This window comes from Amycolatopsis jejuensis (assembly GCF_000717335.1).
In the GTDB taxonomy this organism is placed as follows: domain Bacteria; phylum Actinomycetota; class Actinomycetes; order Mycobacteriales; family Pseudonocardiaceae; genus Amycolatopsis; species Amycolatopsis jejuensis.
This window is the reverse complement of record NZ_JNYZ01000024.1, coordinates 12,091-32,566: the sequence shown is the minus strand read 5'-3', so window position 1 is coordinate 32,566 and position 20,476 is coordinate 12,091. Positions and strand designations below refer to the sequence as shown.

General features: G+C 69.2%; 22 protein-coding genes. 19 read left to right on the top strand and 3 right to left on the bottom strand.

Annotated features, from left to right (window positions below; translation table 11 throughout):
• Nucleotides 1-29: 29 nt before the first annotated feature.
• From OO71_RS30235 to OO71_RS30190, 10 genes are read left to right on the top strand one after another with little or no spacing between them, the layout of a single operon-like run.
• Nucleotides 30-824, top strand: a complete 795-nt coding sequence (locus tag OO71_RS30235) for an MlaE family ABC transporter permease (protein ID WP_033293362.1) — start codon at nt 30-32, stop codon at nt 822-824.
• A gap of 1 nt (nt 825) precedes the next feature.
• Complete coding sequence (locus OO71_RS30230; protein WP_033293361.1) at nt 826-1,674, top strand: MlaE family ABC transporter permease; 849 nt, start codon at nt 826-828, stop codon at nt 1,672-1,674.
• On the top strand, nt 1,671-2,990 hold the full coding sequence (locus OO71_RS30225; protein ID WP_033293360.1) for an MCE family protein: 1,320 nt from the start codon (nt 1,671-1,673) through the stop codon (nt 2,988-2,990). The genes OO71_RS30230 and OO71_RS30225 overlap by 4 nt, the downstream gene beginning before the upstream one ends.
• Nucleotides 2,987-4,024 (top strand): MCE family protein, encoded by a 1,038-nt coding sequence (locus tag OO71_RS30220; RefSeq protein WP_033293359.1) that lies wholly within the window; start codon nt 2,987-2,989, stop codon nt 4,022-4,024. The genes OO71_RS30225 and OO71_RS30220 overlap by 4 nt, the downstream gene beginning before the upstream one ends.
• Nucleotides 4,021-5,052: an MCE family protein gene (locus OO71_RS30215; RefSeq protein ID WP_033293358.1), complete on the top strand. Its 1,032-nt coding sequence runs from the start codon at nt 4,021-4,023 to the stop codon at nt 5,050-5,052. The genes OO71_RS30220 and OO71_RS30215 overlap by 4 nt, the downstream gene beginning before the upstream one ends.
• Nucleotides 5,049-6,245: an MCE family protein gene (locus OO71_RS30210; protein WP_033293357.1), complete on the top strand. Its 1,197-nt coding sequence runs from the start codon at nt 5,049-5,051 to the stop codon at nt 6,243-6,245. Before OO71_RS30215 ends, OO71_RS30210 begins: the two co-directional genes overlap by 4 nt.
• A complete protein-coding gene (locus tag OO71_RS30205) occupies nt 6,242-7,396 on the top strand; it encodes an MCE family protein (RefSeq protein WP_033293356.1) in 1,155 nt (384 codons plus the stop codon). The genes OO71_RS30210 and OO71_RS30205 overlap by 4 nt, the downstream gene beginning before the upstream one ends.
• The gene (locus OO71_RS30200) at nt 7,393-8,634 is read left to right on the top strand and encodes an MlaD family protein (protein WP_033293355.1); all 1,242 of its coding nucleotides are present in this window, start codon (nt 7,393-7,395) and stop codon (nt 8,632-8,634) included. The genes OO71_RS30205 and OO71_RS30200 overlap by 4 nt, the downstream gene beginning before the upstream one ends.
• The gene (locus tag OO71_RS30195) at nt 8,631-9,116 is read left to right on the top strand and encodes a hypothetical protein (protein WP_033293354.1); all 486 of its coding nucleotides are present in this window, start codon (nt 8,631-8,633) and stop codon (nt 9,114-9,116) included. The genes OO71_RS30200 and OO71_RS30195 overlap by 4 nt, the downstream gene beginning before the upstream one ends.
• The gene (locus OO71_RS30190; protein WP_033293353.1) at nt 9,113-9,595 is read left to right on the top strand and encodes a hypothetical protein; all 483 of its coding nucleotides are present in this window, start codon (nt 9,113-9,115) and stop codon (nt 9,593-9,595) included. Before OO71_RS30195 ends, OO71_RS30190 begins: the two co-directional genes overlap by 4 nt.
• A 74-nt stretch (nt 9,596-9,669) precedes the next feature.
• Here OO71_RS30190 and OO71_RS30185 read toward each other — a convergent pair whose 3' ends face one another.
• Nucleotides 9,670-10,812 (bottom strand): GDSL-type esterase/lipase family protein, encoded by a 1,143-nt coding sequence (locus OO71_RS30185; RefSeq protein WP_033293352.1) that lies wholly within the window; start codon nt 10,810-10,812, stop codon nt 9,670-9,672.
• A gap of 43 nt (nt 10,813-10,855) precedes the next feature.
• A complete protein-coding gene (locus tag OO71_RS30180) occupies nt 10,856-11,332 on the bottom strand; it encodes a hypothetical protein (protein WP_033293351.1) in 477 nt (158 codons plus the stop codon).
• A 62-nt stretch (nt 11,333-11,394) separates the two neighbouring features.
• On the opposite strand from OO71_RS30180, the gene OO71_RS30175 reads away from it, so the two are divergent.
• From OO71_RS30175 to OO71_RS30165, 3 genes are all read left to right on the top strand, one after another.
• Nucleotides 11,395-12,633, top strand: a complete 1,239-nt coding sequence (locus OO71_RS30175) for an aspartate aminotransferase type Ic (protein WP_033293350.1) — start codon at nt 11,395-11,397, stop codon at nt 12,631-12,633.
• A 67-nt stretch (nt 12,634-12,700) separates the two neighbouring features.
• Nucleotides 12,701-13,801, top strand: coding sequence for an FAD-dependent oxidoreductase (locus OO71_RS30170; RefSeq protein WP_033293349.1), 1,101 nt, complete (start codon nt 12,701-12,703; stop codon nt 13,799-13,801).
• A 27-nt stretch (nt 13,802-13,828) separates the two neighbouring features.
• On the top strand, nt 13,829-14,263 hold the full coding sequence (locus OO71_RS30165; RefSeq protein WP_033293348.1) for a YbjQ family protein: 435 nt from the start codon (nt 13,829-13,831) through the stop codon (nt 14,261-14,263).
• A 92-nt stretch (nt 14,264-14,355) separates the two neighbouring features.
• Here OO71_RS30165 and OO71_RS30160 read toward each other — a convergent pair whose 3' ends face one another.
• The gene (locus OO71_RS30160) at nt 14,356-16,152 is read right to left on the bottom strand and encodes an AMP-dependent synthetase/ligase (RefSeq protein WP_033293347.1); all 1,797 of its coding nucleotides are present in this window, start codon (nt 16,150-16,152) and stop codon (nt 14,356-14,358) included.
• Nucleotides 16,153-16,219: 67 nt separating this feature from the next.
• Between OO71_RS30160 and OO71_RS30155 the strand changes: the two genes are divergently transcribed.
• The 6 genes from OO71_RS30155 to OO71_RS30130 are packed head-to-tail and all read left to right on the top strand — an operon-like array spanning nt 16,220 to nt 20,451.
• Nucleotides 16,220-16,675, top strand: coding sequence for a polyketide cyclase / dehydrase and lipid transport (locus OO71_RS30155; protein WP_425388710.1), 456 nt, complete (start codon nt 16,220-16,222; stop codon nt 16,673-16,675).
• Between the two features lie 9 nt (nt 16,676-16,684).
• On the top strand, nt 16,685-17,479 hold the full coding sequence (locus OO71_RS30150; RefSeq protein ID WP_033293346.1) for a metallophosphoesterase family protein: 795 nt from the start codon (nt 16,685-16,687) through the stop codon (nt 17,477-17,479).
• A 27-nt stretch (nt 17,480-17,506) separates the two neighbouring features.
• On the top strand, nt 17,507-17,944 hold the full coding sequence (locus OO71_RS30145; protein WP_033293345.1) for an SRPBCC family protein: 438 nt from the start codon (nt 17,507-17,509) through the stop codon (nt 17,942-17,944).
• Nucleotides 17,945-19,081, top strand: a complete 1,137-nt coding sequence (locus OO71_RS30140; protein WP_033293344.1) for an ArsA family ATPase — start codon at nt 17,945-17,947, stop codon at nt 19,079-19,081. It begins immediately after the preceding gene.
• A complete protein-coding gene (locus tag OO71_RS30135) occupies nt 19,078-19,503 on the top strand; it encodes a hypothetical protein (protein WP_033293343.1) in 426 nt (141 codons plus the stop codon). Before OO71_RS30140 ends, OO71_RS30135 begins: the two co-directional genes overlap by 4 nt.
• Nucleotides 19,504-19,518: 15 nt before the next feature.
• Complete coding sequence (locus tag OO71_RS30130; protein WP_033293342.1) at nt 19,519-20,451, top strand: ROK family glucokinase; 933 nt, start codon at nt 19,519-19,521, stop codon at nt 20,449-20,451.
• Nucleotides 20,452-20,476 lie beyond the last annotated feature (25 nt).

Here is a 20,476-nt window from a genome sequence, read left to right as displayed (position 1 = left end):
GCAAGACTCGGGGGTGACTACTGGGAGGTGTGGTGGGCGAGACCGGCTCGATCACCCTCCCGGGCACCGCGGCGCTGACCCAGGTCGGCCGGCTCGCCACGCTGTCCTGGGAGGTGCTGCGGGCGATCTTCAAACGCCCGTTCCAGTTCCGTGAATGGATCCAGCAATGCTGGTTTTTCGCGAGTGTCACGATCCTGCCGACCGCGCTCGTCGCGATCCCGTTCGGCGCGGTCATCGCGTTGCAGCTCGGGTCGCTGACCACACAGATCGGCGCGCAGTCGTTCACCGGCGCGGCCAGCGCGCTCGCCATCGTGCAGCAGGCGAGCCCGCTGATCACCGCGCTGCTCGTGGCGGGCGCGGGCGGAAGCGCGGTCTGTGCAGACATCGGCGCGCGCAAGATCCGTGAGGAAATCGACGCCATGGAGGTGCTCGGCGTCAATCCGGTACAGCGCATCGTGGTACCGCGGGTGCTCGCCGCGATCGTGGTGTCGGTGCTGCTCAACGGCCTGGTCAGCGTGGTCGGTGTGCTCGGCGGCTACTTCTTCAACGTGGTCCTGCAAGGCGGTACGCCGGGCGCGTATCTGGCGAGCTTCAACGCGCTCGCGCAGGTGCCGGACCTCTGGATCAGCGAGATCAAGGCGTTCCTGTACGGGTTCGTGGCGGGCGTGGTCGCCGCGTTCCGCGGGCTGAATCCGGCGGGCGGGCCGAAGGGCGTGGGCGACGCGGTGAACCAGGCCGTGGTCATCACGTTCCTGCTGTTGTTCCTGATCAACGTGGTGCTGACGGCGATCTACCTCAAGATCGTGCCCCCGAAGGCGCTCTGACATGACGGCCGAACCGATCGAACGGGACCGGACGCTGGAGATCATCGCGCGTCCGGGCGCGAGCCTCGAAGGGCTCGGCAGGCAGCTGTCGTTCTACGGCCGCGCGCTCGCCTGGACCCCGCGCACGATCCGCCGCTACGGCCGCGAAACCACCCGCCTGCTCACCGAAGTCTGCTTCGGTACCGGCGGGCTCGCGGTGATCGGCGGGACACTGGGCGTGATGATCGGGATGACGTTGTTCACCGGTCTCATCGTGGGCCTGCAAGGGTATTCGGCGTTGAACCAGCTCGGCACCGCCGCGCTCACCGGGTTCATTTCGGCGTACTTCAACACGCGCGAGGTAGCGCCGCTTTCCGCCGGGCTCGCGTTGTCGGCCACCGTCGGCTGCGGCTTCACGGCGCAACTCGGCGCCATGCGGATCTCGGAGGAGATCGACGCGCTCGAAGTGATGGCCGTCCCGAGCATGCCGTACCTGGTCACCACGCGCGTGCTCGCCGGGGTCACGGCAGTGATCCCGCTGTACGCCGTTGGCTTGCTGTCGTCGTACCTCGCGTCGCGGCAGATCACCATCTGGCTTTACGGCCAGTCCGCCGGTACGTACGACCATTACTTCACGCTCTTCCTCCCACCCGAGGACGTGCTGTGGTCGTTCGCCAAGGTGATCGTGTTCAGCGTGCTCGTGATCCTTTCCCATTGCTACTACGGGTACACGGCGTCCGGCGGCCCGGCCGGAGTCGGCGTGGCGGTCGGGCGCGCGGTGCGGACGTCGATCGTGCTCATCTCGATTCTCGACTTCTTCCTCAGCCTGGCCATCTGGGGCGCGAACACGACAGTGCGGATTTCGGGATGAGCACCCGTCGAGAACTCCGGCAACGGCTCCGGTACCAGCTGCTGGGCCTGATCTTCCTCGTCGTGGCCGCCGTGTTCTTCACGACCACGATTGCCGTGTACCGCAAGGTGTTCACACCGGTCACGCTCGTGAAGCTGGAGACCGATCACGTCGGTAGCCAGCTGCGCGTGGGCGGCGACGTGAAGGTGCGCGGCATGCTCGTCGGCGAGATCCGTGCGGTGCGTGCCGTGGGCGATCACGCGGAGCTGGACCTGGCGTTGCAGCCGGACAAGACCGGCGTGATCCCGGCGAACGTGTCCGCGCGGTTGCTGCCCAAGACGCTGTTCGGTGAGCGGTACGTCGCGCTCCAGCTGCCCGAGCAGCCGCAGCGGCACATCGAAGCCGGGGACGTGATCCCGCAGGACCGCAGCAGCAGTGCGATCGAGCTGGAGCAGGTGCTCGACCACGTGATGCCGCTGCTGCAGGCGGTGCAGCCGGAGAAGCTCGCCAGCACGCTCAGCGCGGTGTCCACGGCGCTCGACGGACGGGGCAAACAGCTCGGCCAGACACTCGTGCAGCTGTCGGACTACCTCGGCAAGCTCAACCCGTCGCTGCCCGATCTGAAGGCCGACATCACCGGCCTGGCCAACGTTTCCGCCACTTACGACAAGGCCGCGCCGGACATCCTGCAGGCGCTGTCCGATCTCACGACCACGAGCCGCACCATCGTCGAGAAGCGGCAGGGACTGTCCGATGTGTACGCCACGGTCACCACTGCCTCGGTCGACCTCACGCGCTTCCTGGAAGTGAACAAGGACAACCTGATCCGCCTCACCACCGCCGTGCAGCCCACCCTCGACGTGCTCGCGAAGTACGCGCCGGAGTACCCGTGCCTGCTCAAGCAGCTCGCGGGTTCGGTGCCGAACGCCGAGCTGGCGTTCGGCAAGGGCACCGCGCATCCCGAGGTCAGCCGCGTGACGATCGAGTTCACCGCGAGCCGCGGCAAGTACCTGCCCGGGGTCGACGAGCCGAAGTACGACGACAAACGCGGCCCGCGCTGCTACCCGCAGGTGCCGAAACCCGGGCACTGGCCGCAATATCCGCCCGACGGCGCGGTCAAGGACGGCGCGAGCGAACCTGCCCCACCGCATCAGCCGGACGGGACGCTGCCCGGCGGGTCCGGGACCACCGGCAGCATGATCGGGTCGGCCGACGAACAGAAACTCATCGACCTGCTGGTGTCCCCGGCGATGAACACCTCGCCGGACCAGGTGCCGGACTGGGCGGGCTTGCTCGTCGGGCCGCTGTACCGCGGGGCGGAGGTGGAGCTCAAGTGAGGTCGTTCGTGCCTGCGCTGGTGAAGATCCTGATCTTCGCCGCGGTCACCGTGCTGCTCACCGGCGTGCTCGCGGCCACGATCGCGAACACGAACTTCGGCAGCACGGCGGGGTACGTCGCGAAGTTCACCGACGCGTCCGGGCTGCAGCCGGGCGACGACGTGCGGATCTCCGGGGTCAAGGTCGGCCAGGTCGAGGAGATCGGGATCGACCAGGGGGAGCGGAATTTCGCCGAGGTGCGGTTCGTCGTGGAGTCCGCGTACCGGCTGCCGTCGCTCGCCACCGCCACGATCAAGTACCGCAACCTCGTCGGCCAGCGGTACCTCGCGCTGGGCACCAATGTCACCGGCGACGGCCCTCTGAAGCCAGGCAGCACCATTCCGCCCGAGCGGACCAAGCCCGCGTTGAACCTCACCGTGCTGTTCAACGGGTTCAAGCCGCTGTTCAAAGCCTTGGACCCCAAGGAGGTCAACCAGCTTTCGGCCGAGATCGTGCAAGTGTTCCAGGGCGAGGGCGGCACGATCACGAGCCTGCTCGCGCACACGGCGTCGATCACGTCGTCGATCGCGGGCAAGGACAAGGTGATCGGGCAGGTGATCGACAACCTCAACCAGGTACTCGGCACGGTCAACGCGCGCGGGCCGCAGCTCGGCGACCTCATCGACCAGACGCAGCGGCTGGTGAGCGGGCTGGCCGAGCAGCGCAAACCGATCGGCGACGCGGTCGGTGCGCTCGGGGATCTCACGAACGCCACTGCCGGGCTGCTCGCCGACGCCCGGCCCGCGGTGCAGCAGGACGTCGTCGAGCTCGGGAAGCTGTCGAACAATCTCAACGATTCGCAGCAGCTCATCGAGCATCTGCTGCAGGTGCTGCCGGGCAACCTGGAGAAGTTCACCCGGACGTTGAGCTACGGCAGCTGGTTCAACTACTACCTGTGCGGAATCGAAGGCACCGTCGGCATTTCGTCACTCGACATCACGCTGCCGATCGTGCCGCTCCCGGGTACCCAACGCGCGCCGAGGTGTGGCCCGTGAAGACGCTCAAGGAACGGAACCAGGCGGCGGTCGGCGCGGTGACGCTCGTGCTCATCGGGCTGGTCACTGCGGTGACGTACTTCTCCGACAGCATTCCGCTGTTCGGCAATGGCACCACGTACACCGCCGCGTTCGCCGAGGCTGCCGGGCTTGCGCCGGACAACGAGGTCGAGGTCGCCGGGGTCAAGGTCGGCCAGGTGACGTCGGTGGAGCTGGGGCACAAGCAGGTGCTCGTGAAGTTCCGGGTGAAGGGCGTGCGGGTCGGGGATGCGTCGACGGCGTCGATCGAGATCAAGACGCTGCTCGGGGAGAAATACCTTGCACTGGAACCGAAAGGTGGCGGAACGCAGACGCCGGGCGACCTGATTCCGGTGCAGCGAACGCGGACGCCGTTCCAGCTTCAGGACGCGTTCAACCAGCTGTCCACCACCGTCGGGGACATCGACACGAAGCAGCTGGCCGAGAGCTTCACGGCGCTTTCGGATTCATTGAAGGACAGTCCGCAGTATTTGAAGGATACGCTGTCCGGGCTGTCGGCGTTGTCGAAAACCGTGTCCTCGCGGGACGCCGACTTGCATTCGCTGCTGGCCAACACGAGTCAGATCTCGAAGACCTTGTCGGATCGCAATGCTCAGCTGCAGCGGGTGATCAGCGACGGCAATCTGCTGCTTTCCGAGCTACAGCAACGCCGGGAGCAGATCAGTACTTTGCTGAAGGGGACACAGCAGATTTCGCAGCAGTTGTCGGGTCTGGTTGCGGATAACCGCACGCAGTTCGGGCCGACGCTCGCCGCGCTGGGCAAGGTCACCGATGTGTTGCAGCGCAACCAAGGCAACCTCGACCGGAGCCTGCAGCTGATGGCGCCGTTCGCGCGGGTCGGCGCGAACGCCACGGGCAACGGGCGCTGGTTCGAAGGGTACCTGTGCGGTCTGCTGCCGCCGACGATCACCGCGGCCGGGCTGTCGATCAACCCGGAGGGCTGCACGCCGCCGATCGCCGCGCCGAACCAGGGGGTGGGCGGCCGATGACGATCGAGACGAAAGCCGGGCGCAACCTCGTCACGTGGCTCGGGTTTGCTTGTGTGGCAGTGCTTTTGCTCACCGCTGGGGTATGGCTGGTGGTGCGCGACACGGGTGGGACGAAGCTGTCGGCGTACTTCGGGAAAACTGTGGGGTTGTACGCCGGGTCGTCGGTTCGGGTGCTCGGGGTGCCGGTCGGGGAGGTCACTGCCGTCGCGCCGCAGGGCCAGGCGGTGCGGGTGGACATGCGGGTGAACGCCGAGGTGCCGATCCCGGCTGGGGTTGGTGCCGTGGTCGTGGCGCCGAGCCTGGTCAGTGACCGGTATGTGCAGCTGACCCCGGCGTACGACAACGGTCCCACGCTCGCGAGCGGAACCGTGCTGGCGCGCGACAAAACGGCGACTCCGGTGGAGCTGGACGACCTCTACGCGAGCCTCGACAAGCTGTCCACTGCGCTCGGACCCAATGGGGCCAACAAAAACGGCGCGTTGTCGGACGTGCTGGACACGGCGGCGGCCAACCTGAAGGGAAACGGGAAGACTCTCAACTCTACCGTCGGACGGCTGGCCGAGCTGGCCGGTACGCTCGACGATTCGAAGGACGACCTGTTCTCCACCGTGCAGAACCTGAACTCCTTCACGGCCGCGCTCGCGCAGAGTGACGGCCAGCTCAACCAGTTCTACGAACGGGTCGCCGATGTGAGTGGTTTCCTCGCCGACGACTCGCACGACGTCGGGGCCGCGCTCGATTCGCTCGCGAAATCGCTCGGCGACGTGAAACAGTTCGTGGCGGACAACAAGGCCGGGCTTTCGTCCAATGTGGCCAAACTGGCGTCGCTCACGAAGGTGCTCGTGGACCAGCGGGCCGCACTCGCCGAAGTCCTCGACATCGCGCCGACCGGGGCCACGAACTTCATCAATACGTATGACGCGGCTTCGGGTACCATTGCCGTACGCGACAATCTCAATGAAATCACCAATCCACCCATCCTCACCGTCTGCCGCCTGATCAGTGCGGGTACGCCGAAGCAGGTCCCGAACACGCTCGGGGACATCTGCCAGAAGCTCGCGCCGGTGCTCGACGGCACGCTGAAGCTGCCCAGCGTGCCCCAGGCACTGAACGCGCTGCAGAACGGCCAGCTGCCTCCGTTGCCGCTGCCGCTCACCGACGTGCTCACGCAGCTTTCGGGAGGTGGCAAGTGAACCGCGCCCGGAAACGGCTGGCCGGTGTGCTCGCCGGGGTACTGGTGCTCGCCGGATGCAGTGACGGCGGGTTCAACGGGCTGTACTCCACGCCGCTGCCCGGCGGCCCGGACGTCGGCGATCACCCGTACCACGTCACGGCGTTGTTCACCGACGTGCTCGACCTGGTGCCGCAGGCGAACGTGAAGGTGAACGACGTCGCGGTCGGCCGCATCGACCGGATCACGCTCACGCCGGACACTCGCGCGGCGCTCGTCGCGATGACGGTGAACGGCGAGATCACGCTGCCCGCCAACGCTCGCGCCGAGCTGCGCCAGTCGAGCCTGCTGGGGGAGAAGTTCGTCGAGCTGAGTGCGCCGACGGCGGAGAAACCCGCGGGCACACTCGTCGACGGCGCGCAGATTCCGCTCGGGCGCACGAACCGCAATCCGGAAATCGAAGAGGTACTCGGCGCATTGTCGTTGCTGCTCAACGGCGGCGGCGTCGACCAGCTGCAGAACATCAGTCACGAACTCAACGACGCATTGTCCGGCAACGAACCGCAAATGCGCGCGCTGCTGTCCAGAGTGGACGAACTGGCCACCCAGCTCGACGGGCACAAAGGCGAGATCCTGCGGGCCATCGACGGGCTCGGCAAGCTGTCACAGACGCTGACCGGGCAGCAGCAGAACCTCACCACGGCACTGGACAATCTCGCGCCGGGGCTGAAGATCGTGGCCGACCAGCGCGACCAGCTGGTGGGGATGCTGAACGCGCTGAACAAGCTGTCCGGCGTCGCGGTGGACACGGTCAACCGCAGCCGTGACCAGCTCGTCGCGAACCTCAAGGCACTTGAGCCGACGTTGCGGCAGCTCAGCGCGGCGGGCAAGGACCTGCCGAACGCGTTGCAAATCCTGCTCACGTATCCGTTCCCGGATTACGCGGGCAATGTCATCAAGGGCGACTACGCGAACGTCGACGCGCGGATCGACCTCGACCTGGACAAGCTCGTGCAGAACTTCACGAACTCGTCGCAGCCGCCGGTCCAGTTGCCTTCACTGCCTTCTGGCCAGGGAGCGCTGCCATTGCCGCTCCCGACGACTGCGCCGCCCGCGAACAACCAGCCCGGCCTCGGCGGACTCCTGGGCGGATTGCTCGGAGGTGGCCGATGACCACGCGCAAGACGCGGATCCAGTTGCTGGCGTTCTTCGTGATCGCCGTGGTTTCGGTCGTGTACGCGGGTGGCCATTACGCCGGCCTCGACCGGCTCTTCGGCAACCGCGGCTACCACGTCACGCTGCGGCTGCCCGATTCCGGCGGGATTTTCGTGAACTCCGAGGTGGCGTACCGCGGCGTGACCGTCGGCCGAGTCGGCGAGATGACGCTCACCGGACACGGCATCGACGTCCGGCTCGACATCGATTCCGGCAGCCCCGACATCCCGGACGCGCTGCACGCACAGGTGGCGAACCGGTCGGCGGTCGGGGAGCAGTTCGTCGACCTGCTGCCCGACCGCGACACCGGCCCGTACCTGCAGGACGGCTCGGTGATCACGCAGGACCGCGCGGCGCTGCCCGCAACGCCGGACGCCGTGCTGGCGCATCTCGACGGCCTGGTGGCGAGCGTGCGCCCGGAATCGCTGAAAACTGTCGTGGACGAGACGTACGATGCGTTCGCCGGTTCCGGTCCGCAACTGCAGAAACTGCTCGACAGCACAAGTTCGCTCACCGCGGTGGCCACCCAGTACATCCCGCAGACACAAGGGCTTCTGGCGAACTCGCGCACGGTGTTCGCCACCCAGGAACGGCAGGCGCAGAACATCACGTCGTTCGCGTCCGGGCTCAAGACGATCGCCGCGCAGCTCAAGGCGTCCGATCCGGCGGTGCGCACGGTGATCGACCAGGCGCCGCAGCTGAGCAGGCAGATCAGCGACGTGCTCGCGACGTCCGGCACCGACCTCGGCGTGCTGTTCGCGAACTCGCTGACCACCGCGCAGGTCACGTCGATGCGCAAGGACGCCATCGAGGAACTGCTGGTCGCGTACCCGGTGATCTCGGCCTTCTCGCCGACCACGTCGCCGGACGGCACCGGGCACCTCGGCGTGGTGTTCAACTTCTTCGACCCGGCGTCGTGCACGAAGGGGTACGAAGGCACGAAGCAACGTCCGGCCAACGACACGAGCGAAGCGCCGGTCAACATGAACGCCTACTGCGCGGAACCGCCGGGCAGCCCCACTGAGGTACGGGGTGCACAGAACGCGCCGTACGCCGGAAAGCCGCCCGCGATCCCCGCGGCGCCCAAGGCTGCGCCGCCCGAAGGTCAGGCCTCGGACCAGCAGCTACCCGGCTTGCTGGGCCAGCTGACCGCCCCGGCCCACGGCGGGCTCGGCGCGCTGCTGGGCGGGTCATGAAAAGGGGACTGGGCGCGCTGGCCGTGGTCGCGGTGCTGGCCGCAGCGTGGTTCGGCTGGTCGTGGTGGAGCGCCGCGCACGACGACAGCCTGGACCGCGGCCGCGTCCGAGACGCCGTACTGGCTGCAGCGAGCACCGACCTGGTAGCGCTCAACACGATCGACTACCGCACCAGCGCCGCCGACCTGGACCGTTGGATCGCCGCGACGACCGGGCAGTACGGCAAAGACCTGTCCGGCGACCGGCAGCTGCAGATCGACCGGGCGAAACGCACCAAGACGGTGTCGACGGCGTCGTTGGTGCAGGCCGCGGTCACCGAGCTGAACCCGTCGGCCGGGACGGCGCGCTTGATCGCGGTACTGGACGTGCGCGTGAGCACCAATGGCAGTGCTCCGGCGGCGAAACAGGCGCGGTTGATGGTGGACTTCGCGCGGACCGGGGATGCGTGGAAGGTCGGCGGCGTACAGGCGGTGGGCTCGTGAAGCTGCTTGCGGTGGTGGCGGGGGTGGGGTTGGCGTGCGCGGTCTGGTTCGCGGTGCAGGCGTCGCTCCTGAAGCCGGAGGACGACGAAGCGTTGGTCGATCAGGCTGCCACGGCCCAGGTAGCCGAGCAGGTGAGTTCGGCGGTGAAGGCGTTGTTTTCCTACGACTACTACGCCAACCTGGACCGCACGACCCGCGCCGCAGCGGACGTGCTGACCGGCCCCGCCGTGACGCAGTACCAAACGCAGTTCGCCACGGCCCGCCAGCGCGCGACCGGCGAAAAGCTCATCCGCACGTCGACGGTGCGTGCCATCGGAGTCCGCTCCCTGCACGGTGATGACGCTCAGCTGCTGGTATTTCTGGACCAGCAGACAATCCTGCCGACCGGCAACGCGCCGCAGTCGTCGGTGGGCCAGCTGTCGGTGACGGCCCACCGCACCGACGGCCGCTGGAAGATCACCGGGCTGGATCCCCTTTGACCCGGGTCCGTGAAGGCCACCTTCACGGAATCAGATTCCCTCATGGTTCCCTTCACAGCCTGCCAAGACCGGAGCTAGGCCGCGAAGAAGCCGCCAGCGGCGAAGGCTTGCTTCGCGAAGCGTTCGCCTACGAAGCGGTGCGTAGCGGCGTCCGGGTGGAGGGCATCAGGCAGCGGATGTACGGCGAAATCCGCTTCGCCGTAGAGCGAAAGCCCGTCCACGTAGTGCAACGCCGGGTCGGCCCGCGCCGCGACAATCCGCGCGAGTTCCTCCCGGATCACCGTCAGCGTCAATTTCCCCTCTGCGACCGCGGAAGGGTCGCCGGTGGCGCGGAACCGCAGTGAGTCGCCGCTGAAGTCCGGTGCACCCGGACCTGGAGTGTCCTCGTGGATCGGGCACAGCAGCGGCGAAATCACCACCAGCGGGGTATCCGGATGTCCTTCCCGGATGGTGTCCAGGAAGCCGTGCACCGCGGGGCCGAACGCGCGCAGCCGCATCAAATCGGCGTTCACCACGTTGATCCCCAGCTTCACGCTCAGCAGATCCGCCGGGGTGTCCCGCAGCGCGCGCGCCGTGAACGGGTCCAGCAGCGCGTTCCCGCTGAGCCCCAGGTTGATCAGGTCCACCCCGCCCTGGGCAGCAGCCAGCGCGGGCCACGTCGCGGACGGGCCGGTGGCACCCGTGCCGTGGCTGATGGAGCTGCCGTGATGCACCCAAACCCGCCCAACCGGCGGCAACGGCTCCACCGGAGCTGTGGTGCGGAGCGCAAGCAGACGCGTGGTCTCGTTGTACGGCAACCAGATCTCGACGTCTTTCATGCCAACTGGCAAGTCCGCGAACCGGACCGTGCCCGGCGGACCAGGCCGCGTCGAACCGGTACCGGTCATCATGTCCAGCACCAGCTCGTCACCCCCGGACACCGTCGCGCAACCGGCCGCCCGACCGTCCAGCACCAGGTCGTAGACGCCATCCGGCAGCGCAGGCACGCCGACGTACGACACCTTCGTGCGATGCGTGTCCAGCTCCACTGCGGTCGCTTCGGTGCGAAAAGCCAGCCGTACCCCGGACGGCTGACTCTCCGCCATCGCCAGCCGTCCATCGGTGTTCTGCGCACGGGCCCGGGCGGGCAGCCGGTGCGGCAGGAGGCCCTGATCAGTGCGCTCCAGCTCCAGGGCGCCACGCACCAAAGAGCCGACCGGTGTGGTGATCCACTGCATGATCCCGAGTCTGCCGTCCCGCCGCCGATCTTGCCAACCGTTTTCAGCCGTCCCATTCGCCGAGGCGGACCACCTCGACCGGCGCCGCGTGCGACGCCGGCCACAGCTCCAGCACGTAGCGGTAATGCGGACCGAACTCGTGCTCGTGCCACTCGGCATCCGGCGGTCCGCTCTCCACATAGGACACTCGGACCCGGTACCGCCCGGGGGACACCGCGATCCGGTGTTCCTGCCCCGGGTAGTCGGCGGGACCGGCGAGCGTCACCTCGCCGCCCGGCACCGCGAGGTCGGCCTCCACGACGTGCTCGGCGCCGGTGAGCAGCGGCGACGCGGCACCGGAGACCGACACGTCGACCTCCACCAGGTCCGACCGCGCGGTGGCCACGGACAGCGACGACGGTTCCACCGCAAGGCGATGCACGGCGACCGCCTCCTCGGTCCAGCCGCCGTCGCCCGGACGCCAGGCGCCCTTGTCCCGCAAGGAGAACTGCCGCTGATCGGCATGCACAATGAATCGCACGCGCCCCACGCTAGCCGGGGGTCGCCCGAACCGGGTTGCGCAGGCGGTTTAGCGTGATAGGCATGACCACAGCTCCTGTCGACGTCGACACCGCCCGTCGCGACTACGCGGCGCTGGTCGACCGCGGCCTCTCCCTGGACATCACCCGCGGCAAGCCGTCGCCCCGGCAGCTCGACCTTTCCGCGGACCTCCTCACGCTGCCGAACGGCCGGTTCAAGGCCGAGGACGGCACCGACACCCGCAACTACGGCGGGCTCAAGGGGCTGCCCGAGCTGCGCCGGATCTTCGCCGGCGCGCTGCAGGTACCGGTGGAGCAGCTGCTCGCGGCCGGGAACTCGAGCCTGGAGCTGATGCACGACACCGTCTCGCAGGCGATGCTCAGCACCCTGCCGGGCGCGCCGCGCCGCTGGGCCGACGAGCCGCGCGTCGCGATGCTGTGCCCGGTGCCCGGGTACGACCGGCACTTCGCGCTCGCCGAGCGCTTCGGCATCGAGCTGATCCCGGTGCCGATGACCGAGACCGGCCCGGACATGGACGTGGTCGAGCGGCTCGCCGCCGAGGACGCCGCGGTCAAGGGCATCTGGTGCGTGCCGAAGTACTCGAACCCGACCGGCGTCACGTTCAGCGACGAGGTCGCCCGGCGGCTCGCCTCGATGCCCACCGCCGCGCCGGACTTCCGCATCATCTGGGACAACGCCTACGCGGTGCACCACCTCACCGACGCCGAGCCGGAGCTCGCCGACATCCTCGCGCTGTGCGCCGAGGCCGGTAACCCGGACCGGGTGTTCGTGTACGGGTCCACCTCGAAGATCACCTTTGCCGGGTCGGGGGTCGGGTTCTTCGGTGCGTCGGAGGCCAACCTGACCTGGTGGCTCGGCCTGCTCGCCAAGCGGACGATCGGCCCGGACAAGGTCAACCAGCTGCGGCACGCGATGTTCCTCAAGGACGCCGACGGGGTCCGCGCGCACATGCGCAAGCACGCCGAGCTGATCGCGCCGAAGTTCGCCGCCGTCGAGCGCATCCTCAGCGAGGAGCTCAGCGACCTGGCGAGCTGGACCAAGCCCATCGGCGGGTACTTCATCTCGCTGACCGTGCCCGAGGGCACCGCGAAGGAGGTCGTCCGGCTGGCAAAGGAGGCGGGCATCGCGCTCACCCCGGCCGGAGCGACGCACCCGCACGGTGCCGACCCGGCGGACGCGGTCATCCGGATCGCGCCCACCTTCCCCGAGTTGGCCGAGGTGGAGGAGGCCGTACGCGGTCTCGCCGTCTGCGTGCGGCTCGCGGTCGCGCAGCGCGCCTGACGCCTGGTTCCGTGCCGCCGCCACCCGCTACGGTTGGCGGCGGCACGGTCGTATCCAGGGGGGCGCGATGCGGGTTTTGATCATCGGCGGGGGAGTCGCGGGCACGGTCACGGCGATGGCGTTACAGCGCGCCGGGCACGAGCCGGTGGTGTTCGAAGCCCACCGCAGCGGCGGCGAGGACGCGGGCGCATTCCTCACCGTGATGCACAACGGCATGGACGCCCTCCGCGCCATCGACGCCGATGCGCCGGTGATCGACGCGTCCTTCGCCGCACTGGGCGTCGAACTCATCGGCCCGGACGGGACAGTCTTCGGCACCCGCGAATTCGACCGCGGCCTCGACGGCCCTCGCACCCTGACCCGCGCCGCCTTCTACCGCGTGCTCCAGCAGGAAACCGAACGCCGCGGAATCCCCCTGGTCCACGGCCGGCGCCTGGTCACGGCTACCGTCGGCAAGCAGGTCACCGCAACGTTCGAGGACGGCACCACCGCGAGCGGCGACCTGCTGATCGGCGCCGACGGCCTCCACTCGGTGGTCCGCACGCTCATCGACCCACAGGCCGAGCCACCCCGGTACACCGGGCTCACGGTGGTCTACGGCTACACCCGCGCCGAAGGATTGCCGGCCGCACCGGGCATCTACCGGATGATCCGCGGCAGCCGCGCCGCCTTCGGCTACACGACGGCCCCCGACGGCGCGACCTTCTGGTTCGCCCGCATCCCGGACGCCGAACGCCCGCGCGCCGAAATCGCCGAGGTCACCCCGGCCGGCTGGCGGGAGTTCACCCACACGGCGTTCGTCGAAGACCCGCTCCCGTGCGCCGAGATCGTGGCCGCAACGGGTGACGAGGTCTTCGGCGGCCACTCCTACGACCTCCCCACGACCCGGGTGTGGTCCACCCCGTCGATGGTCCTGGCCGGAGACGCGGCCCACGCAGCGTCCCCAGCGGCCGGACAGGGCGCGTCGATGGCGCTGGAAGACGCCGTGGTGCTGGGCCAATGCCTGCGCGATCTCCCCGACGCACCCACGGCTTTCGCGGTGTACGACCGGCTGCGCCGCGCCCGGGTGGAAAAGCTGGTGGCCGCGAGCGCAGGCAACGACGTGGCCGAAGACCGCGGCTGGGCGTACCGGCATCACCTGGACTGGAATGCGCGAATCACGGCGTGATCCGCCCGCCGACGCTACGATCCGCGCATGACTCAAGCCGCACCACCGCAACAGCAGTACCAGCAGCAGTTCCCGATCCTGTTGTCCACGATGAACGATCTGCCCGGTTACCGCGTGGTCCGCGTGTTCGGCGAGGTGTTCGGGCTCACTGTGCGCAGCCGCAACATGTTCTCCAACATCGGCGCCGGCTTCAAGGCCATGGCAGGCGGCGAGCTGAAGGGCCTGTCGAAACTACTGGCCGACTCCCGCAACGAGGCCCTGTACCGCCTCTGCCAGGAAGCCATGGCCCACGGCGCGAACGCAGTGCTGGCCCTCCGCTTCGACTGCAACGAAATCGCCGGTACCGCAAGCGAAATCGCCGCCTACGGCACCGCGGTGTACGTGGTCCCGGACGGCGCCCCGCAGCAGCCACACCAGCCCCCGCAACAACAGCAGCAGTTCCAGCAACCCCCGCAGTCCTGACGCCTGCATTCCGTGAAGGGAACCATGAGGGAATCAGATTCCGTGATGGTTCCCTTCACAGCCCTTCCCCCCACCACTCAGGCCGCACCGGCTCACTTACGGTACAGAGCCTCGATATCGGCAGCGTAATTCTTCCCCACCACACCCCGCTTCAACTTCAAACTAGGCGTGATCTCCCCACTGGCCTCAGTGAAATCCGCCCCCAGTACCGTGAACTTCTTGATCGCCTCCGCATGCGAAACATGCCGGTTCGCCTCGTCGACAGCCACCTGGATCTCCGCCCGCAAATCGGCGTCCTCGGCCAATTCGGCGACCGTGGCCCCGGCAGGCTTGCCGTGCTGGGTCTTCCACGACGGGAAGTACTCCTCGTCGACCGTGACCAGCGCGGCGATGAACGGCCGCTGGTCGCCGACCACCATCACCTGGCTCACCAGCGGCGCGGCCTTGATCGTGTCCTCGAGCCCGGACGGGGCGACGTTCTTGCCGCCCGCGGTCACGATGATCTCCTTCTTGCGGCCGGTGATCTTGAGGAAACCGTCCGCGTCCAGCTCGCCGAGGTCGCCGGTGTGGAACCAGCCGTCGGTGAGCGCTTCCGCGGTCGCCTCCGGGTTGTTGTAGTACCGGCCGAACACCACGTCGCCCTTGAGCAGCACCTCGCCGTCCTCGGCAATGCGCACCGAGGTGCCCGCGACCGGGCGGCCGACCGTCCCGACCCGGAATGCCCCGTTGGTGTTCACGTTCGCCGCCGCGGACGTCTCGGTGAGGCCGTAGCCCTCGAACACCGGGACGCCGATGCCGCGGAAGAAGTGCGCCAGGCGCGCGCCCAGCGGAGCCCCGCCGGACACCGCGGCGATACAACGGCCGCCGAGCGCGGCGCGGAGCTTGCCGTACACCAGCTTGTCGAACAGCAGGTGCTTCGCCCGCAGGCCCAGCCCGGCGCCGCCGCGGTCCTGCGCCTCGCTGTACGCGACCGCGACCGCTTCGGCGGCGTCGAAGATCTTTCCCTTGCCTTCGCTGTGCGCGCGCTGCTTCGCGGTGTTGTACACCTTCTCGAACACGCGCGGCACGGCGACCACGAACGTCGGGCGGAAGGTGCCGAGGTCGGGGACCAGGTTCTTCACGTCCGGCGTGTGCCCGAGGGTGACCCGGGCGGTGAGCGCGGTGACGGCGATCGCGCGGGCCAGGATGTGCGCCAGCGGCAGGAAGCACAGCAAGGAGTTGCCCTGCTCCATCAGCTCCGGGAACGCCTCGATGTCCGCGCGGATCTCGGCCAGCAGGTTCCGGTGGGTCAGCTCGACGCCCTTGGGCCGCCCGGTGGTGCCCGAGGTGTAGACGAGGGTGGCGATCTCGTTCGCCGTCACACTGCGGCGGCGCGTGTGCAGGTCCTCGTCGGACACCTCGGCGCCGCGGGCGGTGAGCTCGTCGACCGCCGGGGACTCGCCCTCGATCTGCCAGGTGTGCTCGAGCGCGGACAGCCTGCTGCGGATCTCGTCGACCGCGGCGAGGTGCGTCCCGGTCTCCACCACGAGCGCCTTGGCCGCCGAATCGGACAGGATCCAATGCACCTGTTCAGGCGACGACGTCTCATAGATCGGGACGGTGACCGCGCCCGCGGCCCAGATCGCGAAGTCGAGCAGAGTCCACTCGTAGCGGGTCTTCGACATCAGCGCGACCCGGTCGCCGTGCCCGACGCCTGCCGCGATCAGGCCCTTGGCGACGGCCGCGACCTGGTCGGCGAAGTCCTTCGCGGTCACGTCCAGCCAGGTGCCCTCGACCTGCCTGCGGAAGCTGACCACGTCGGAGAACCGTTCCGCGTTCGCCCAGACGACGTCGGCCAGGTTCTCGTCGTCGGTCACCGGCTTGCCGGCGGGGGCGCTGTATTCGCGCACGTGGACCTCCGTGTTCGACAGTGCGGTTACCCGCCAGTCAACTTAACCTGCCGTAGACCTTAAGACCATGGTGGCGCCCGGCGCGTGGCGAGGTCGTGACATCGTGGGCGGGGTGCAGGCACCACCGGCGCTCGACCTCGTCGACGAGACTTTCATCGTCGTCCCCCCGGCCACTCTCGCCGCGGCGTTCGCCGACCCGCGGGCGTGGCGGAGGTACTGGCCCGACCTGGAGTTGCAGGTCTACACCGACCGCGGGGACAAGGGCCTGCGCTGGACCGTCACCGGTGCCTTGATCGGTACCATGGAGGTCTGGCTGGAACCCGTCCTCGACGGCACCGTGCTGCACTACTTCCTGCGCGCCACCCCGGCCGGCCCCGGCGGTGCCCCGCGCGAGCTCGGCCCGCGCGACCTGCGCCGCGAGGCCGACCGGCGGGCGCGCGCGGCGAAGGACGTGGCGCTGGAGCTGAAGACGATCCTCGAGGACGGGCGCGAGCCGGGGGTGCCACCCCGGCCCGTCGAGTAGGAGGCTCTTGTGCGGGTTCACGTCGTCTCCGACGTGCACGGCAACGCCGACGCGCTGAAGCGGGCAGGCGACGGGGCAGACGCGCTGGTCGTGCTGGGCGACCTGCTTGATTTCGTCGACTACCACGACCACGACAAGGGCATCATGGGCGTGCTGTTCGGCGCCGAGAAGGTCGCCGAGTTCGCCCGCCTGCGCCGCGAAGGCACCAGGGACGACACAGTGGCGTACTCGCGCACGCTGTGGGCCACGCTCGACAACCCCGTCGAAGCGGTCGACGAAGCCATCCGTGAGCAGTACGCCACGCTGTTCGCTTCGATGACCGCGCCCACGTACGCGATCCCCGGGAACGTCGACGCGCCCGCGTTGTGGCCGGAGTTCACCGGGTCCGGCGTACAGCTTGTCGACGGCGAGGTGGTCACCATCGGTGGCCTGCGGTTCGGCTTCGCGGGTGGCGCGGTGCTGCCCGAGGGCGTGGTCCTGCGGCCGCGTAAGGGCGCGGCTTGGCGGCCGTACCTGCGGCTGCGCGAGGAGTTCGACCAAGCCGTGGCGGGTCTGAAGCAGGTCGACGTGCTCTGTACGCACATCCCGCCCGCCGTGCCGGAGCTGACGTACGACGTGATCGCGCGACGCGCCGAGCTGGGCTCGCGGGCCATGGTCGACCTGATCCGCGAACAGCGTCCGCGCTGGTCGCTGTTCGGGCACGTGCACCAGCCGCTGGCGGTGCGCCGGCGGGTCGGGCGCACCGAATGCCGTAACGTGGGTCACTTCAAGGAGACCGGGCAGCCCTACGTGCTGCGCTGGTGACTGCGCTCTCCGGCTACGCTTCGTCCCATGGCCGAGCAGTCCACGCAGTCCATCGAGGTCGACGCCGAGCCCGCGCGGGTGATGTCGGTGATCTCCGATTTTCCCGCGTACCCGGAGTGGACCAAGGCGGTCCGGGAGACCGAGGTGCTCGCGACCGACGACGAGGGCAGGGCGAAACAGGTGAAGCTCACCCTCGACGCCGGGCCGATCAAGGACGTGTACACGCTCGAATACGACTGGGACGCCGACGGCCTCGGCGTCAGCTGGCATCTGATCAAAGGCCAGATGCAGAAGGCGCAGAACGGCCGGTACGCGCTGGAGCCGCTCGGCGAAGGGCACACCAAGGTCACGTACACGCTGTCGGTGGAGCTGGCGCTGCCGATGATCGGACTGCTGCGGCGCAAGGCGGAGAAGATGGTCATGGACACCGCGCTCAAGGAGCTCAAGCGGAGGGCCGAGGGCTAGATGCGGATCCTGCTGTTCACCGGCAAGGGGGGTGTCGGGAAGACCACGCTCGCCGCGGCCACCGGCACCGCGCTCGCCGGGCGTGGCAGGAAGACGCTCGTGGTGTCCACCGATCCGGCGCATTCGCTCGGTGACGCGTTCGGCACGCCGCTGGGCACCGAAGCCGCCGAGGTGGACAGCGGGCTCTGGGCGGCGCAGGTCGACTCGCGGGCCCTGGCTGACCGCACCTGGCACGAGCTGCGCGGTGAGCTGCGGAAAGTGCTCGCGGGAGCGGGTCTCGACGTTCTCGACGCCGAGGAACTCACCGTGCTGCCGGGCGTAGACGAGCTGCTCGCGCTGAGCGAAGTGCGGCGGCTGGCGTCGCGCGGGCCGTGGGACACCCTGGTCGTCGACTGCGGCCCGACTGCCGAGACCCTGCGGCTTCTCTCGTTGCCGGAAGCCGTTTCCGGTTACCTGAGCCGGGTTTACGGCAGCCGCCGGATTGCGGCGTCGGTCCGGCGGCTCGGCGCACACCTCGACGCGCTGCGCGAGCTGCTCACCGATCCGGACGTGACGACGGTGCGGCTCGTGCTCACGCCGGAGCGCGTCGTGGTGGCCGAGGCCCGGCGCACGCTCACGTCGCTGGCGCTGCGCGGGATCGCGGTGGACGGCCTGATCGCCAACCGGCTGATGCCCGCGCCCGGCTTCTGGCGCGGGTCCGCGGCGAGGTGGCTGCGCACCCGGCGTGACCAGCAGGACCAGGTACTCGACGAGCTCGCGGCAGCCGGGTTCGGGCCGGGCGAGCTGGCGCGCGTCGAGCACCGGGCCGCCGAACCGGTGGGTACCGCGGCGCTGGCCGAGCTGGCCCGTGAACTGTACGGCAGCCGGGATCCCTTGTCCGGCAACGGAAAACCGGTCACTCCGCTGCTCACGGTCACGACGGCAGGCGACGGGTTCCGGCTGCGGGTCGCACTCCCGCTGGACCGGGATTCCGTGCTCGACCTCGCCCGCGTGGACGACGACCTGGCGATCACCGTCGACGGGTTCCGCCGCCTCGTCGCGCTGCCCGAGACGCTGCGCCCGTGCCGGATCACCGGTGCGGAATCCGATGCCGACGGCCTGGTGGTCAGCCTGGCCGGGAACCGGGGACCCGCGTGAGCGAAGAGGACGAACCCGGGTATTCCGCCGACGGGCTGAAGCTGGCCGAAGAGATCCGGCTGCTGGTCGAGATGGTGATCGAACGGGCCGCGCCGTGGCTGGAAGGCGTCGTCGCGGCCGGGCACGGCTCGGCGGCGGAGCAGCACGAACCCGGCGAAACCCAGGGCTGCGGATGGTGCCCGCTGTGTGCGATCGTCGCCGTCGTGCGCGGAGAGCGGCCGGAGTTCGTGGCCCGGCTCCTGGAGCAGGCGGCGCAGCTCGTCGCGTTGCTGCGGGCGGTGCTCGCGGACCGCTGGGAGCCGGACGAGGGCGTGCACATGCCCGGGTTCCGTCCGCCCGCCCCGGAACCGGCCACGAGCGGGCCGTCGCGGGTGCAGCACATCGCGGTCCGCAAGAGCGATGATTGGCAGCGGGGGACCTGAGTGCGGGCCGTTGGGGTGGACGTCGGCGGGACGAGCGTGCGCGCCGGGGTGGTCGACGAGCGCGGTTCGGTGCTCGACACGGCGCGCGTCGGGACGCCGAGCGAGGAGAACGCGCTCGAGGACGCCATCGCGGGAGTCGTCGAGGATCTGCGCAACCGGCACGAGGTCGCCGCGGTCGGGCTGGCGGTGGCCGGATTCGTGGCGCGCGACCGGCGGTCGGTGATGTTCGCGCCGCACCTCGCCTGGCGGGACGCGCCGGTGGCGGACCGGATCGCCAAGCGGGTCGGCCTGCCGGTGACGCTGGAGCACGACGTGAACTCGGCGATCGTCGGCGAGCACCGGTTCGGCGCGGCCCGCGGCGCGCGGGTCGCGGCGCTGGTCGCGCTGGGTACCGGAATCGGCGCCGGATTGCTGCTGGACGGCGAGATCTACCGCGGCGCCTACGGCGTCGCCCCGGAACTGGGGCATCTGACCGTGGTGCCGGACGGACGTGCGTGCCCGTGCGGGAAATACGGCTGCTGGGAACGGTATTGCAGTGGCACGGCGCTGGCCGCCACCGCGGTCGAACTGCTGGCGCGTTACCCGGGCCGATCCACCGTGCTGTCGCGGGAAATCGCCGGTGACCCGGGGTCGGTCACCGGCCGCCGGGTGGCCCGCGCGGCGCGCGACGGGGACCCGATCGCCTTGCGTGCCATGGCGGAACTGGCCAAGTGGCTCGGCGAGGGGCTCGCGCTCGTCGCGGACGTCTTCGACCCGGAGATCATCGTGATCGGCGGCGGTGTTTCGGAATCCGCGCCGCTGTTCCTCGACGAGGCCCGCGAGCATTACGCAGGCGCCATCACCGGCGCGCGGCACCGCCCGCTGGCCCGCATCCGCACTGCGCACCTGGGCGACGACACTGCCATCGTCGGGGCAGCTGCGCTGGCCATGGACGCCCTGGTGCGTTAGGCATTCCACGGTTCGTGTGGAAGGC

Excerpts from the sequence above, each read along its gene's own strand:
- OO71_RS30185 (WP_033293352.1), bottom strand. The coding sequence starts at position 10,812 with ATGCAGTGGATCACCACACCGGTCGGCTCTTTGGTGCGTGGCGCCCTG.
- OO71_RS30200 (WP_033293355.1), top strand. The coding sequence starts at position 7,393 with ATGACCACGCGCAAGACGCGGATCCAGTTGCTGGCGTTCTTCGTGATC.
- OO71_RS30170 (WP_033293349.1), top strand. The coding sequence starts at position 12,701 with ATGCGGGTTTTGATCATCGGCGGGGGAGTCGCGGGCACGGTCACGGCG.
- OO71_RS30140 (WP_033293344.1), top strand. The coding sequence starts at position 17,945 with ATGCGGATCCTGCTGTTCACCGGCAAGGGGGGTGTCGGGAAGACCACG.
- OO71_RS30225 (WP_033293360.1), top strand. The coding sequence starts at position 1,671 with ATGAGCACCCGTCGAGAACTCCGGCAACGGCTCCGGTACCAGCTGCTG.
- OO71_RS30195 (WP_033293354.1), top strand. The coding sequence starts at position 8,631 with ATGAAAAGGGGACTGGGCGCGCTGGCCGTGGTCGCGGTGCTGGCCGCA.
- OO71_RS30175 (WP_033293350.1), top strand. The coding sequence starts at position 11,395 with ATGACCACAGCTCCTGTCGACGTCGACACCGCCCGTCGCGACTACGCG.
- OO71_RS30155 (WP_425388710.1), top strand. The coding sequence starts at position 16,220 with ATGGTGGCGCCCGGCGCGTGGCGAGGTCGTGACATCGTGGGCGGGGTG.
- OO71_RS30210 (WP_033293357.1), top strand. The coding sequence starts at position 5,049 with ATGACGATCGAGACGAAAGCCGGGCGCAACCTCGTCACGTGGCTCGGG.
- OO71_RS30145 (WP_033293345.1), top strand. The coding sequence starts at position 17,507 with ATGGCCGAGCAGTCCACGCAGTCCATCGAGGTCGACGCCGAGCCCGCG.
- OO71_RS30165 (WP_033293348.1), top strand. The coding sequence starts at position 13,829 with ATGACTCAAGCCGCACCACCGCAACAGCAGTACCAGCAGCAGTTCCCG.
- OO71_RS30230 (WP_033293361.1), top strand. The coding sequence starts at position 826 with ATGACGGCCGAACCGATCGAACGGGACCGGACGCTGGAGATCATCGCG.